At 61.4% G+C, this 15,940-nt stretch carries 7 protein-coding genes and 1 pseudogene; all 8 read right to left on the bottom strand.

The annotated features are described in order from the left end of the window. Positions 1-2: 2 nt before the first annotated feature. Complete coding sequence (locus J3P94_RS02950) at positions 3-1,646, bottom strand: hypothetical protein (protein ID WP_434571302.1); 1,644 nt, start codon at positions 1,644-1,646, stop codon at positions 3-5. Between the two features lie 166 nt (positions 1,647-1,812). Next, complete coding sequence (locus J3P94_RS02945) at positions 1,813-3,057, bottom strand: metallophosphoesterase (RefSeq protein ID WP_434571300.1); 1,245 nt, start codon at positions 3,055-3,057, stop codon at positions 1,813-1,815. A 27-nt stretch (positions 3,058-3,084) separates the two neighbouring features. Next, a complete protein-coding gene (locus J3P94_RS02940) occupies positions 3,085-4,953 on the bottom strand; it encodes a hypothetical protein (protein WP_434571299.1) in 1,869 nt (622 codons plus the stop codon). 154 nt (positions 4,954-5,107) lie between these two features. Next, a pseudogene (locus J3P94_RS02935) lies at positions 5,108-8,567 on the bottom strand (GMC oxidoreductase). A 1,134-nt stretch (positions 8,568-9,701) separates the two neighbouring features. After that, the gene (locus J3P94_RS02930) at positions 9,702-10,472 is read right to left on the bottom strand and encodes an electron transfer flavoprotein subunit beta (protein ID WP_434571297.1); all 771 of its coding nucleotides are present in this window, start codon (positions 10,470-10,472) and stop codon (positions 9,702-9,704) included. A 15-nt stretch (positions 10,473-10,487) separates the two neighbouring features. Then, complete coding sequence (locus J3P94_RS02925) at positions 10,488-11,708, bottom strand: electron transfer flavoprotein subunit alpha/FixB family protein (RefSeq protein WP_434571295.1); 1,221 nt, start codon at positions 11,706-11,708, stop codon at positions 10,488-10,490. Further along, positions 11,708-13,657 carry a dimethylglycine demethylation protein DgcB gene (gene dgcB / locus J3P94_RS02920; RefSeq protein ID WP_434571294.1) on the bottom strand — a complete coding sequence of 650 codons (1,950 nt, stop codon included), beginning with the start codon at positions 13,655-13,657 and terminating at the stop codon, positions 11,708-11,710. The genes J3P94_RS02925 and dgcB overlap by 1 nt, the downstream gene beginning before the upstream one ends. A 209-nt stretch (positions 13,658-13,866) precedes the next feature. Next, a complete protein-coding gene (gene dgcA / locus J3P94_RS02915; RefSeq protein ID WP_434571293.1) occupies positions 13,867-15,927 on the bottom strand; it encodes a dimethylglycine demethylation protein DgcA in 2,061 nt (686 codons plus the stop codon). Positions 15,928-15,940: the final 13 nt, after the last annotated feature.

Genomic DNA, 15,940 nt, shown 5'->3' with positions numbered 1-15,940 from the left:
GGTCACGGTCGCTCGATCTTCATGCTCGAAACCTTGCCATCGAGTTGGTTTTTCGCGCCGCCGCGGATAATGCGCCATGCGCCTGCGTTGTGGCTTCTTTCGAAGCTGCCCACCACCACCGGCTGGGTGATATCCGTTAAAACCTCGATCCGCGCCCATCCCTGGTTCTCTTTCTGGTCCTTGTTGCCGTACACCCAGAACCGGGTGCCGGCCTTGGCCTTCAGAATTTTGGCCGAGCGCGCTTCATCGTTGTCGCAGCTACCACCGAAGTTGAAGCGGAGGCTGCCTGCGAGACTCACGGTGCATACCACGTTCTGCCTGGCGGAGTTGCCCTCATACAATACAACGCTTGCATCGGAAAAATTCGTCGGTGTTGTTCCGGTTATAACTCGCGATACTTTCCCGTCCAGGCCATTGTTACGCACATAAACCACTTTCAAGTCTGCACTTTCATAACTTTTTTCGAACGTATCGACAACGACCGATTCGTTTAACCCGATATCACGTTTGATATCGATGACTGCGTAGTCGTCCTGCTTGCTGGCCGCGGGCGAGTCATAGACGGAAATACGCGTGCCCTTGACGATGCCACGCAACTTCAGTGAACGGGCCTCATCGTTTTCACAACCGCGCCCAGGCAGGCGCAGGTTATGGTGCTGCCCGGCGGGAATGACACACGTAGTATCACCGGTGGGGTCGGCGCGGTTTTTCTCATGGAAATAGAACCCACCCTGGGTCAATGCGGCGGCATAGGCGAACGCATCGCCGGTCTGGTTGAAGTCGATTGCCAGGAAGTTTGGCGCGGTGCGTCTGCCCTGCGCGGCTGCACAATACCTGTCCACGCGTCGCTCAAGCCAGGTCAGGTTGTTGTCCACGTCAGCGGCATGGGCCGCGGTCGAACCCCAGGCATGGAACTGATTCATGATGAACAGTCTTGGCCACCGCTCAAATCCACCGGCACCTACGCTCGAAGAGTAGGTGCGCCAGCGCGACGGGCAGCTCCAGTCATGTTTGAAAATGCTGGTGCCCAGCTCCCAGTGATTCTGCTTTTCCCATAAGCTGTCTTTCAACAGTTTGATGGTCTTGCCTCTGATCCGATAGCTGCCCTCGTGCCTGTCCGTGAGGATAACCAGCCGTCTGCCGCTGCGAATCATCTGCTCCAGGGTTGGCCAGCTCGATGTCCCCGCATAGGGGGCGGGATCGAATACCCAATCTTCAAGGCCCGGCACCCGCTCCAGCGCTTTTTGCAGCGTCGCCCTGTCCACATAGTTTTCCAGCGTCAGGGTTACAACAGCGTTCGGATTACCGCGTAGAAACGGCAAGAAGACCTTGCTTAATGAGTCGGTAAAGTTCTTGTCCCTACGGACATCACAGGTGCCTTTCTCGGTGGTATGACACAAATAGACGTCCTTTGACCCCAGATTGCCTGGGTGCAGGTCCAGCATGAAGCCACGCACGCCACGATCGAGTTGGGTGCGCTTGTCGTCCTGATAACCGTTGTGGGCGGTCACCCAAGTGTATTCATTAAAGGGTTTTTTAAAATTATTGATGCCCGGCGCCGTTTCCGCGGCATGGGCCAAGGATGCAGTGACCGCTGACGAGCTTAATAAGCCCAACAGCAAGGCTGCTTTTTTGAAGTCAAACATAGATTAATCTTCCCTGATGAGCACCGCACTTTGATTAGTGCTGAAAGCGCATTAACCGAAAAATCAGATCGGTCGTACAGGGTGAATTTTTTTCCTGATATTTATGTGATTTTCATGACAACAAAAAATGCGCTCAGGAGCGCATTTTGAACTAACGAATATCGGGTTAATTTGAGCGCCAACGCACTTCGCCATTCTCGCTGATAAATTCCTCGACGATACTTTCACCCACCAGCCGAAGTTTCACGTAGCCGTTCAACACCCGCTCCGGATACGCCTCGTCCCCCGCCAATTGTGTTTCCGACCACAACACCCGAGGATGCCCGTTCAACTCGCTGGTGGTGCCGTAGGGAATCGCTCCGTGCCCGACGCAACGCGCCTGAAGCCCGCCTTGCGGCGCGTAGCAGATACCGTTGTGCAAATGGCCCCAATACCAGTAATCCGGCTCACGCCCCAGAGCATCGCATACCGGTTGGTAGAGGGCGGTCTTGTGGTGCCCGCAAATGTCAAAACCCTGGTGATGACTGAGCACCATAAGTTTCTTGCGCTTGGGCAGGCTTTTCATCCACTCGATCTGTTGCGTGTTGAGCGTACCGTCCATGTACAGGTTCATGGCATCCGAGGCATAGGCGCTGTCCAGGCCAACCACCAGCCAGTCATCGTTGTACAAGGCAAAGTAGCTCGTGCCTTGCTGCACCGGAAAGCGCTTGGCCAATTCCTTGAAATAACCGTGGGCGCCGCTGTACATCTCGTGATTGGAATTGAGCGTGAACGAGCCGTGCCTGCCCTGCGGCCAGCCGACCATGTCGACGTCTTCCTGGGAATGGGTGCCGGCGTAATACACGTCGCCCAAGTGGATGGTGAAATCGGCCTGGGCCAGTTGCATCTGGTTGGCGACCGCCACGGCGGGTGCGTGACTGTCGAACGGGCCGGTGCCCCAGTCGCCAGCGATGGCCAGCACCACATCGTTGTCCATTTTGACCAGCGCCGGGGTGGTAGCGAACGGTGCGTGGTGGCGCAGGTTCTCGATCCACTTGAGCAGCGCCTCGCTCCACAACAGGTCCAGCAGTTCCCATTTGCGGCAGCCGAGCAAGGTGCCGTCCTTGAGCACTCGGGTTGGCAGTTCCTCTTCCTTTTGCGGCAAAGGCGTGGCGTTGCCGATTTTCAGAATCGACAGGCCGTGGGCCAGTTCCCATGGCACGGCCGGCTCATCGTCGGGCAAATCACCATGATCAATGACATGCCGGGCTTGAGCGTGACCACGCTCCAGCAGCTTGACGATGGCCTGGAACTCCTCTGGCTCCAGGTCGTTGACGAGTTTTTTCCAGGACATTTCCAGCCGCGTGACCAAGCCGTGCAGGCGGACCTTAACCTTGTCGAACTCATGTTCCCAATGGTGCAGTAATGACATGTGAACGCTCCTTCGTTATGCCCTGGGCTACAGGGTCTTCATGAATTCGATCAGGGCCCGTTTGTCGACGTCCGACAGCTGCGTGCCATACAGGTGGCCGCCGTTGTGGTTGCCTTCGAGCCGCGTGTCGTACTTGAAATCCGCCGACGCCTTCATCTGCGCGCCGCTGGTGACGAAGCCAACCTTCTGCGGGTCGTAGATATCCGAGCCGGTGTAGAACACTTGTGGACGCTGTTCTGGCGCTTGCAGCAGATCCCACAGGGTCGGCACCGAACCGTTATGCAAGTACGGCGCCCGCAGCCAGATGCCGTCGGTGGGCGTGTTGCTGTAGCTCTGCGTCTTGCGGTAGGCGCCAAAGTCGAACGGCGGTTTCTTGAAACCATGGAACGCCGCCACCAGCCCGGTGGTGAAGGAATCCAGCCGATGGGGATCGGTGCCCAACTGGTCGATGTTGGTGGTGACCTGGCCGGTGTCGCTGCGGCCGAAGTCGTGGCAACCGGCACAGTTCTGCTCCCAGATCGGTTTGCCCTGGGCGACTTTCGCCTGATCCAGGGTGAACGGCCAGGCCGGTGGCTTGTGGCCCAGCAACCAGTTGGTCACCCGGTTGAAGCTCGGCGGCAGCACCGATTCCGGCGTCGCGCCCACGGCCATGGCGGCGGCGTAGTTGCGTTCGTGGATCTTGTTGTTATTGCCGTCCCAGTGCAGGTACATGGACTCGCGGGGTTTCTGGTTCCACACCTGCGGCAAGTCCACGGTGCCAATGGTGGAGTCATCCGGGAAGCCGAAGACCACCATCTTGGTCGGGTTGAACGTGTCGGTCCGCCCCGGTCCCTGGGCCGGACGCAGCTTCTGCCAGGCGTACGCCTGTTTCTGCTTGAGCAGCGCACTCTTGGCCATCGGAATGATCAGGTAGCGGTTATAGAGCTTTTCGAAGAACCCCAGCTGGAACTTGCCGTTGATCGCCGCCATCACCGCGTCCGGGGTGAATTTCGGATCGCTGGCACACTCGTAGGCGAACCACTGGAAGGCTTGCAATTGCAGGGTATTGGCCGGCGCGGCGGCGACCGGCACCGCTACGTCAGTGGCATTGGCCCGGTAGGAACCGGTGTGGCACAGCGCGCAGTTGGGCTCCACCGTGGGGTAACCGAGCTGCCGCTTGGCCATGCCGATGGGCAAGTCGTTGCCGTTTTCATAGAGGAAGCCGAACACCTCATAACCGCCTGGCTTGGGCAGTTTTTCCGGGCACATCTGTGGCAGCACGGCGAACAGGTAGTAGGGAATCCGCGCTTCGATGCCCAGGCCGATGGCGGCGTATTTGTAATGATCTTCGTCGGAGGCGAAGTCCGGCTGCGGCACCTCGCGGATCATCTGATACCAGGTCTGGTAGCCGACGAAGCCAAGCACCAGCAGCACAATCAGCGCGCCTACCTTGAAGCCATGGCTTTGCCAGCGATGTGCCCAGCCTTCACACCATTCGCGCCAACCGGCCCGGAGCAAGGCCAGCGGACGATTGGCCGCCGGGCTGCCCAGATACAACAGCACGCCCAGGATCAGGAACATGCTCAGGTCGCCCATCAACATTGGCACGAACAGTTGGCCCTGGTTGTTGGTGTTGATCAGGTAGATCCAGAACAGCACCGCCACCAGACGCGACAGCACGCATAACCACGAATGCACCACGAAACGCGGCGCGTTGAACCCCGAAGGCATGTAGAACAGGCTGATCCCCACCAGCAACATGCCGGCGTTTTCCAACCAGGGATCGGACAGCACCGGCGGCAGGCCAAGCATGGAGGTCAGCAACGCCGGCGCGAACAGCGCCGGGATCGCGAAGACCATGTTCATGACGATTCCGATCCAGATGATGCGTTGGAACCAGCGGATACAAGTGTTCATGGCATCCTTTTCCTATTCCTGACTCACCACAAAACCCATGTGGCGAGGGAGCTTGCTCCCGCTGGGCCGCGTAGCGGCCCCCAAGACTTCAAAAAGCGACGACTGCTTCGCAGCCGAGCGGGAGCAAGCTCCCTCGCCACGGGATAGTCATACTTCAACCGAGCGCCGTCTTCTCCAGGTGCCCGAGGATGATCGGATACACATCCACCACCGCGTCCTTGCCGAACATGCAGTCGATGTGGCCGTAGCCGGGGACCTCATGACGGCTGAACAACTGCGGACCGTGCATCTCGCACAACCGTTCGTAGGTCTTGAGGGTGCTCTGCGGCAAGTAGCACTGGTTGTCGGCGCCGCTGATGAAGCAGATCGGCAACTTCAACCGATCGAAATGCGGCATGTAGACGTCGTTGCCGTTGAAGTCCACCAGGTGCCCCTTGCGCACGATCAGCGCCAGGTGCTCGAAGGTCTGGATGTTCGACTCGCCGAACAATTCATGCAGATTGTCGTGCAGGGTTTCATTGAGGGTGTCGTGGCGGTACAGCGACGCATACATGAACGTGATGCGGTGGCAGACCGGATTGGTGCAGTAGCCCTGGGCCTCGATCCGGGCGTAGCCGTTGAGGGCCTTGTCGTAGAGTTTGTTGAACCAGCTTTCCTTAGTGTCGGCATAGGCCGTCATGGACTTGATGCCGATGGCATCGAGCATCCCCGGCAAATGCAAACCGGCCTTCAACCCGGTGGCGGTGGCGACCACCGTGTCGGCGGCGATCTGCGAGCAGACCACCGAGCGCACGCCCTGCAAGCCCGCCAGCATCGACATGAAGAACGTCGTCGCGCCGTAGCAATGCACCACGCATTGCACGTCACGGGCCAGGGTCGCCTGTTGGATCTGCTCGATGGCGGCCTTAAAGTCGTACTGGGCCACCTGGTCGCCGTTCCATTCGTTTTTGCTCGCCGGCAGCAGGATACTCACCCGCAGATCCAGCAGCCAGACGTCATACTCGTGCTTGCACAGGTACTCCAACAGGTTGGTGTGGATGGTGTCGGTGGAAAAGATATTCGAGCCCACGCCCAGGCCATGGACCAGCATCACCGGGCCCTTGCTGCCTGCCTGGTAGCGCGTCAGGCGCAGCTCGACGTGGTCTTCGGTCTGGAAGAAATGCACCACCGGGGCCGGTGCATCCAGCGGCCGTTTCAAGCGCGACGGCGCGTCCGGATTGAAGTAGACATCGCCGGCGAACACCCCGCCGTAGCTCTCCCACAGGATGCCTGCGAAAAACTTGCCGAATCGCGCAAGCGCCTCCACCCGCTCACGCTCGTTGCGAGCGTTGAGCACTTTCATGGTGGTCATCTGCTTGGCGAAATCAGCCGGGAGGATGTGCATCACCCCCGATCCGAGCACCACGCCGCTCTTGTCCGGCCCGCGATAGAGCGTGACGTAAAGGGTGCTGGTGTCGTGCCAGATGTTCAGCACGCCGTTGTCCTCCGGCACAGTCTTGAACGCACTGAAGAAATAGTCGCTGCCGTCTTCGGCGGTCAGTTTCATGTCGTAGTTCATGTGCCGCACGCCGACCTGATCCTGATACTGCTCGAACAGGTTGAACACGCCGTTGCTGGCGACCAACGGCTTCGCCGACAGCAGGGGGGCATCGAGGGTACCCACCAGGGTCGCAGCGTGCTCCGGCTCCTTGATCAAACGATCAAGGTCGGCAGCAGTGATGGTCAGCGTAAATTCGATGGGCGAGTTGTCCGCCTTGCCGCGCTTGGCAGCTTCCTCGTAAAGCGGCAGGTCGGTGCCCTGGGGTTGGGTGAAGGCGCTGGAAAAATAACCCTTCATGGTTTCGGTGAACTGCACACCGAGGGTCGGCGCCGCCACTGGTTTGCGCGGGGCCGACGGCAGCGTGTAGTCGATCAGCCAACCGCGATCGGACGCCAGCAGGCCCATGTTGCGTTCACTCACCGCTGAAATGGTCAGCAGCGGATTGACCGCCAGGGACGTCGGAATCACCGAGCCGTCCGTCACGTAAAGACCGGGATAGACGTCGGTGCCGCTGGCTCCACTGAACACCTGCCCCTTGTGATTGACCACGCCCTGGGCGGCGTCCTCACCCATCACGCAACCGCCCAGTGGATGGACCGAGACAATGCTGTGCTTGAGCAGTTTGGTCCAGATCGGGTTTTCGACCCAGATCCCGCCCAAGGCCTTGGTGCTCTGGTGCAGACGCTCATTGCCGAGGGTAACGTTTTCCTGCTCGCCGACACCGGACCAGTCGATGCGCAGCTGGTCCTTGTTATCGAGGACCATGCGGCCCTTGCCGTTGTCATGGCTCATGATCAGGTAGGTCTGCATGTTATGCAGCGCGCCGTAGTACGGCCCGCGCAGGAAGCTTTCGGCTTCGCGCCCCTTGTACCTGAGGGCGGCACCAAAGCCGGTGTCGGTGGGCACGCCGATCATCTCGGCGAACGCCGCCATGCTCGGCACCATGGCCCGGCCAAGGGCACCGGGGATCGAACCTTCTTCGATGACCATGCGGCTGCGCCAGTCGCCTTCGGTGCGCATGTCGATCACCGAGGTGATGCACGGCCCCACCGGCTCCAACTCCTTGGCCGAATGAGCGCCAAAACCGATGCCGTTGATGACCTGGTCGCAGTTGTGGCCGAAGCCGAGGATGTCACCGTTGCCACTCATGTTCTCGCCCAACTGGGGAGACATCGACAGGCCCTTGTCTCGCGAGCGCAACATGATCTCGGTGGAGCCCAGGGTGCCGGCGGACACCACGACGATATCGGCGCGCACGAACAGCGTTGGCGCCGAGAACATTTCGCGACCACTGTCCAGGTACTGGAAATGCACGATCCAGCCGTCGCCATCGCGCTCCAGGTGCCGCACCTCAGCCTGGCAGAAAATCTCCGTGCCATGGTTCCAGGCGTCCGGCAGATAATTCATCAGCGTGGTGTTCTTGGCCTTGTTGTTACAGCCCGAGACGCAGTCGCCACAGCCATTGCACGGCAACTGCTCGACGCCGACGTGGTTGAGGTTGTTCGGCAACTTGTCGAAAGTCACGTTGATCGGCGGCTTGTAGAAATGTGCGCCCTGCTTGAGGTAGTCAGCGGACTTCTTATGGGCGTCGAGCTTGGGCAGGTTCGGCGAGGACGCCGGATACGGGTTGGGCTTGAGCATTTCCCGAGCCCGCGCGTAGCCGTCCTGGAGCAATGTGTCGCGGTGCTCGCGCATCGCCAGCGGCCAGCGGCCAGCGCGGATCCTCGAACACGCCGGGCTCGGCTTCCAGGGCGACGTTGGCGTTGATCAGCGACGTGCCGCCCAGGCCACACCCGACCACCACGTTCTGCTGGGCGTTGACGTGCAGGTCGAACAGCCCGGTGCGCGAACCGATGTGGCCGTCGGGATCGTGCACCTGCAACTCCTCGGTGGCAGCGAGCAACGTATTGGGGTATTCGCCCGGCTGGATTTCCCGGCCACGTTCCAGCAGGCAGACCTTGCGCCCGGCCCGGGACAGGCGCGACGCAGCAATGCCGCCGCCGTAGCCGGAACCGATGACGATCACGTCGTAGTGTTCCTTGATTTCACTGATGGGGGTCGATATCCGTGTCATGTTCAAGTCCTCTCAGGCAGAAGGGGCAACTCTGCGGTTGCCTGTAGTTTCAAGGCGCACGAACGCCTGGCCGCTATCCCGTATGGGTTGGAGCGGCAGTCAACGGTGTTGATGGGAGGGAACCTCAGGCGCTATAGGCGCGCACGCTGATTGGCGGCACGCCGACCGTTGCGCCGGGGTAACGAGGTCATAGGGGTGGGGATGCACGTCGGGGTTGAAGCGGGATACAAATTGGGGGGCTTGCTATCCATCATGCGTTCTCCCTGAACCGGCATGGATAAAGTCGCGCTGTCCTTGTGCCATGAGTGAAGACAGGCGACACCCAAACGTCAAGGCGGTTCCTTAGAACTGTATGAAATTTGATCTATCGCGTTCCGCGCTAAGCCCGCCGTGACCTGTAGCGTTCGACGAACAAGTTATCCACATGGCAACCCACAGCTAATGGGGACAAGTGCCGAGGTGATCTGGATTTTTTCAGGGCTAATGTGAAGAAAATCCGTGACTTATTTGCAAACAGGAGTTTCATGACTGATTGACCAGTTTTTGATCAATACGCCGTAAGCCCCACACAGCGTGGCCTGGAGGACAGAGCGAACATGTTATCCACAGAAGCGCCAACAGCGTTTGGGGGTAATTTGACGATTTTGTGGAAAACAGGCTGAGCACCCACCAACCCGGTGTTACTGCGGTGGTTTTTCTATTTGTAGCCCATGATTGATCATTAATCGATCAACTCACTGGAAGCCCCGTACTGCATGGGTTGCAGCGTTGAGCGAACATCTTATCCACAGAAGCGCCAACAGAGATTGGGGGCAAGTCTGGCTTGGAATGCTGCGTTGCTCGCAGACAAAAGCCAATAGAAACCGCAAGTTACGCTGGTTGTTTTTTGAGCGAAGGTCTACAGAGAGCGATTTACATGGGTTGCAGCGAGGGGCAAACAGGTTATCCACAGCCGGACACACAGGGATTGTGGGTAACCGTGAAACTTCGGCAGGCACAATACTCAGGTGCATCGCCGGCCCTTGTGGGAGCGAGCTTGCTCGCGATGGCGGACCATCAGCACCATCATCGCTAACTGACAGACCGCTATCGCGAGCAAGCTCGCTCCCACAGGGAACCTGGGCGTTCCTGGGATTAGCGAACCACCCCCTCCTCCACCAACAGCTTCAAAATCGCCTCGGCCCCCGCCTCCGGGCTCAAGCCCTTGAGCACCTGCCCACCTCCGCCGCTGGCCTTGGCCGTGGCGGCTTTCATGCGGTCGGCGCCGCTCTTGGCCTTGATGACCTTCAGGCGCTTGGGCCGTGGCTTGGCCGGTTGCAGGGTTGCCACCGCCAGCAGCCTATCGTCGACCACTTCGACTTCTTCCGCCTGCAACGCTCCACGCCGCGCCGGGCCATAGGCGCTCTGCCGTGGTTTCGGCGCGGCGTTATCCACAGTGGCCAGAAACGGCAGGCGCACCTTGAGCCGACGGCGCTGACCGCGGGGCAAGGCTTGCAGCACCAGGGCCACGCCGTTGTCGATGGATTCGACCTGGGCCAATCCCACCACCAACGGCCAACCGAGATTTTCCGCCAACAGAAATGGCAGCATGCCCGAGCCTTCACCGGTTTCCGCCTGGCTGCCGGTGAGCACCACTTGGGCGCCAGCGTCTCTCAGATACTCGGTCAACGCCGGCAGCGCATCGGCGCCCTCCGGATTATTCAACACGTGAAGCTCATCCAGGCCCATGCCCAGGTAGGCGCGCAGTGCCGGTTCGGCCACGTCGCCGGCATGCAGCACTTGCAGTTCATTGCCGGCCAGTTGCAGGCCCAGCTCCACGGCGCGGGCGTCCTGTTCGGCGCGTCGGGGCCGACCAGAAGTCGGGTGGGCGCCGATGGAGACGAGGCTGATCACTTGGGTACTCATGAACATTTCCTTAGCTTAAGCCGCATCGCGCCTGGCTTCGTTGCGGTAAGCCTCTACCGCCGCGATCAGGGCCTGGAGAATCGCCGCGCTGTCGCCGATCACCGACAAGTCCGCGCGCTTGATCATGTCGCAGCCCGGATCAAGGTTGATCGCCACCACCTTGTCGCAGGCACCGATGCCCTGCAGGTGCTGGATCGCCCCGGAAATCCCCACGGCCACGTAGACCCGTGCGGTGACCCAGGTGCCGCTGGCGCCCACTTGGCGATCGCGGGCCATGAAACCGTCGTCCACCGCCACCCGCGAAGCGCCTTCGGTCGCGCCCAAGGCCGCCGCGGTTCTGTGGAAAAGCTCCCAGTCCTTGACGCCGTTGCCGCCGGAGAAAATGAATTCGGCCTCAGCCATCGGGATCGCGCCCGGATCCACTGCCACCGCACCAAGATCCTCGATCCGCGACAAGCTGCGCGCCACGCTTGTGGATAACTCCACCGGCAACGCCTCGTGGCGGGTCTCGCTAACCGGCTCGGCGCATTCGGCCGCTGCCAGGATCAGTCGCGCCAATGGTCGGGCCAGGTCTTGCAGGCCAGCACCGGCACGGCCGATGCACTCTTCGCCCTTGACCTGCCAGACACGCGTGGCCGGGCGTTCGCCCAAAGCTGCGGCGAAGCGTCGGCCCAGTTCACCACCGCCGCTGCGGCTGTCAGGCAACAGCCAATGGCGTGGGCTGAACTGGTTATCCACAGCCCGCAGGCCTTGGACCCGTTGTTCCGGTGCATAACCGCTGAATTCCTCGCCCTCAAGCACCAGCAAGCGGTCCACGCCCGCCGTGGCAAAGGCATTCTCTTTATGCTCGCCAAAGACCACCGCCAGGACCGCGCCGTCCGCGCCCGCCAATTGATGGGCGAGGCCCAACAGGTCGCGGTCGTGACTGCTGAGACGGCCGCCGACCATGTCCGGGACCACACTGATGTAGAACGCCGGTTGCGGCACCTGATGCAGCGGCAGTTGCACTTCAGTGGCCGCAGTGCGCTTGGTCGCGCCACCCTGCTGGGCGCCGCTGCGGTCGATGCGCTTGATGCCGTTGGGGCCGATGAAGCCGACCCCATGGACGTTCTTGCGAATGACGCCGTTAGGGCCCATCCAGCTGTGCTGCACCGGTTGCATGGCCGCGTGCAGCGGGTGCAGCCGGTTACGGGCGATCCACTCGGCGCGAGGGTCGCGGCGGATGATGTCGCTCATCAATGCACCTCCGCAGGTTCACGTTTGGCCGGAGCCACGGGCTTGCTCGGGGTCGTATCCTCGAGCAGCGCATCGGCCACCAGTTCGGCAATGTCCTTGATCATCGGTCGTGGTTCGACCACGCCCTCCAGCATCGCGGTGCACTGTGGACAACCCACGGCCACCAGTTCGGCGCCGGTTTCGCGGATATCGTCCATGCGCATGTCCGGGATGCGCTGCTTGCCCGGGATGTCGGTGATCGGCGCGCCGCCGCCACCGCCGCAGCAACGCGAACGGAAACCGGAACGCTGCATTTCCTTGACCTGGATGCCCAGCGCACGCAGCACTTGGCGCGGCGCCTCGTACTCGCCGTTGTAGCGGCCCAGGTAGCACGGGTCGTGATAAGTCACGCTGTCGCCCTTGTGCTGGCCGAGATTAAGCGCGCCGGCGTCGATGATTTCCGCCAGGTAGGTGCTGTGGTGTTGCACCAGATAGTTGCCATCGAAGGCGCCGTACTCGTTTTTCAGCACGTGGAAGCTGTGGGGGTCGCAAGTGACGATGCGGTTGAAGCGGTATCTGGCCAGGGTCTGGATGTTGCGCTTGGCCAACAGCTGGAACGTCGCTTCATCACCGAGGCGCCGGGCCACGTCGCCGCTGTCGCGTTCTTCGAGGCCGAGCACGGCGAAGTCGATTTTCGCCGCCTTGAGGACTTTGACGAAGGCGCGCAAGGTGCGCTGGTTACGCATGTCGAAGGCACCGTCGCCGACCCAGAACAGCACGTCGGTGGATTTTTTCTCGCTGAGCAGATTCAGGTTCAAGTCCGCCGCCCAGTTCATCCGCCCGCCCGGAGCGAAGCCGCCAGGGTTGTCGGTGGCGATGAGGTTTTCCAACACCTCGGCGCCCTTGTTCGGCGTGGCGCCCTTTTCCAGGGTCAGGTGCCGGCGCATGTCGACGATGGCGTCGACGTGCTCGATCATCATCGGGCACTCCTCGACACACGCCCGGCAAGTGGTGCAGGACCACAGCGTCTCGGCGTCCACCAGACCGTTGACAATCGGCTGGTGTGGATTACCGCCGTGCTCGCCGACGGGTTTGCCTGGGTAAGGACTGCCGGCGAATTTCGCATCGGTACCGCCGGCCAGGCCGACGACCATGTCCTGGATGAGTTTTTTCGGGTTCAGCGGCTGGCCGGCGGCGAACGCCGGGCACGCCGCTTCGCACTTGCCGCACTGCACGCAGGCGTCGAAGCCGAGCAACTGGTTCCAGGTGAAATCCTTGGGTTTCTCCACACCCAGCGGTGCGGCGGGGTCGTTCAGGTCCAGCGGTTTGAGGCCGGTGGAACGGCCGCCACCAAAACGTTCTGCACGGCGGTGCCAGGCCAGGTGCAGGGCACCGGCGAAGGCGTGCTTCATCGGCCCGCCCCAGGTCATGCCGAAGAACAATTCCGACACGCCCCACAACACACCGAGCCCCAGGACAGCCGCCACCAGCCAACCACCGAAGTTCTCCGGCAGGATGCCAGCCAGCGGCAGGGTCACCAGGAAAAACGACGCCGAGAAGGCCAGCAGGCTTTTCGGGAGGCGCATCCAAGGACCTTTCGACAATCGCGCTGGCGGGTTGCGCCGACGCAGGTACATGAAGATCGCACCGACGAACATCACCGCCGACATCAGCAGCAGGGCGTAACCGAGGATGCGGTTGTGCAAGCCAAAACCGTGCACCAGGATCGCCAACACAATCGATGCTACCGCCCCGCCCGCCGTGGCGACGTGGGTATTGGCGATGTATTTGTCCCGCGCCACCACGTGGTGCAAGTCAACCATGTAGCGCTTGGGCATGGCGAAGAGGCCACCGATCAGGTCGACTTTCGACGGTCGGCCCCGGCGCCACATGTTCACCCGCCGCAAGGCACCCAGGGCCGCGAGGCCCAGAGCTGCGAACAGCAGGATTGGAAGAAGGGTGTTCAACATAGGTGTTGCTCCCAAAGACCTCAGGGTCATGTGCGCGCCAGTGAGAGCGACGCACCTACTTGTGGCGAGGGAGCTTGCTCCCGCTGGAGCGCGAAGCGCTCCCAAAAAAGCCCCAGGTGTAAACCTGATGCTCCTCGACTGATGATTTGGGGCCGCTTCGCAGCCCAGCGGGAGCAAGCTCCCTCGCCACAGGTGTTGGTGTTAAGCCGTTAGAAATCCTTGCACAGCCGCAGGGCGTCGTAGATGGCCGCGTGGGTATTACGCTGGGCCACGCAGTCGCCGATGCGGAACAGCAGGTAGCCATCGCCACTCTGCTCGAGGCACGGCTGCGGCTTGATCGCGAACAGGGCTTCGACGTCGATCTGGCCCTTGTTGCGCGAACCTTCCTTCAGCGCGTAGTAGATTTCTTCGTCCGGCCGCACGCCGTTCTCTACCACCACCTGGTCCACCACGCGCTCTTCCTTGGCACCGGTGTATTCGTTCTCCAGCACCGCCACCAGCTTGTCGCCTTCGCGGTAGACCCTCTCCAGCATCATGTCCCCGGTCATGATCACTTCCTTGGGGTACATGCTGCGGTAGTAGGTCGGGAACGACGTCCCGCCAATGGCCACGCCTGGCTTGATGTCGTCGGTGACGATCTCGACCTGGCTGCCCTTGTCGGCGAGGAAGTCCGCCACCGACATGCCGGTGAACTCGCAGATGGTGTCGTAGACCAGCACGTTCTTGCCCGGTGCAACCTTGCCGTCGAGCACGTCCCAACTGCTGACCACCAGCCCTTCGGCGGCGCCCCAGTGTTCGTTCTGCTCGACGTTCGGGTGGCCGCCGACGGCCAGCACCACCACATCCGGACGCAAGTCCATGATGGTTGGCGCATCCGCCGCCACGCCCAGGCGCAGGTCGACTTTCAGCCGCGTCAGCTCCAGCTGGAACCAGCGGGTGATACCGGCGATCTGGTCCCGTTGCGGGGCTTTCGAGGCGGTGGTGATCTGTCCGCCGATGAATTCTTTCTTCTCGAACAGCGTCACGTCGTGCCCACGCTCGGCGGCCACGCGCGCCGCTTCCATCCCGGCCGGGCCGGCACCGACCACCACGACTTTGCGTTTCGGCCCGGTGGATTTCTCGATGATGTGCGGCACGCCCATGTATTCACGGGAGGTCGCGGCGTTCTGGATACACAGCACGTCCAGGCCCTGGTACTGGCGGTCGATGCAGTAGTTGGCGCCGACGCACTGCTTGATCTGGTCGATCTGGCCCATCTTGATCTTGGCGATCAGGTGCGGATCGGCGATGTGGGCGCGGGTCATGCCGACCATGTCGACGTAACCGCCTTCCAGGATCCGCGTGGCCTGGTTCGGGTCCTTGATGTTCTGCGCGTGCAGCACCGGAACCTTGACCACTTCCTTGATACCGGCGGCCAGGTGCAGGAACGGCTCCGGTGGATAACTCATGTTCGGAATGACGTTGGCCAGGGTGTTATGGGTGTCGCAACCCGAGCCCACCACGCCGATGAAATCGAGCATGCCGGTGTCGTCGTAGTACTTGGCGATCTGCTTCATGTCCTCGTGGGACAAGCCGTCCGGGTGGAATTCGTCGCCGCACAGGCGCATGCCCACGCAGAAATCGTCACCCACTTCGGCGCGCACGGCCTTCAACACTTCCAGGCCGAACTTCATGCGGCCTTCGAAACTGCCGCCCCACTCGTCGGTGCGCTTGTTGACCCGCGGGCTCCAGAACTGGTCGATCATGTGCTGGTGCACGGCGGACAGCTCGACGCCGTCCAGGCCACCGGCCTTGGCCCGGCGCGCGGCCTGGGCGTAGTTGCCGATCACCCGCCAGATTTCTTCCGGCTCAATGGTCTTGCAGGTCGCACGGTGCACCGGCTCACGCACGCCGGACGGCGACATCAGGGTCGGCCAGTTGAAACCGTCCCAGCGCGAGCGACGACCCATGTGGGTAATCTGGATCATGATCTTGGCGCCATGCTTGTGCATGGCGTCGGCCAGGTTCTGGAAGTGCGGGATGATGCGGTCGGTGGACAGGTTCACCGAACTCCACCATTCCTGCGGGCTGTCGATGGCAACCACGGACGAGCCGCCGCAGATTGCCAGGCCGATGCCGCCCTTGGCCTTCTCTTCGTAATACTTCACATAGCGGTCGGTGGTCATGCCGCCGTCGGTGGCGTAGACCTCGGCGTGCGCGGTGCTGAGCACGCGGTTGCGGATGGTCAGCTTGCCGATCTGGATCGGCTGGAACATTGCTTCAAAAGCCATGGCGCGATCCTCG

The organism is Pseudomonas sp. Z3-8 (assembly GCF_051131975.1).
Lineage (GTDB): Bacteria > Pseudomonadota > Gammaproteobacteria > Pseudomonadales > Pseudomonadaceae > Aquipseudomonas.
This window is presented reverse-complemented; position numbering and strand designations above follow the sequence as displayed.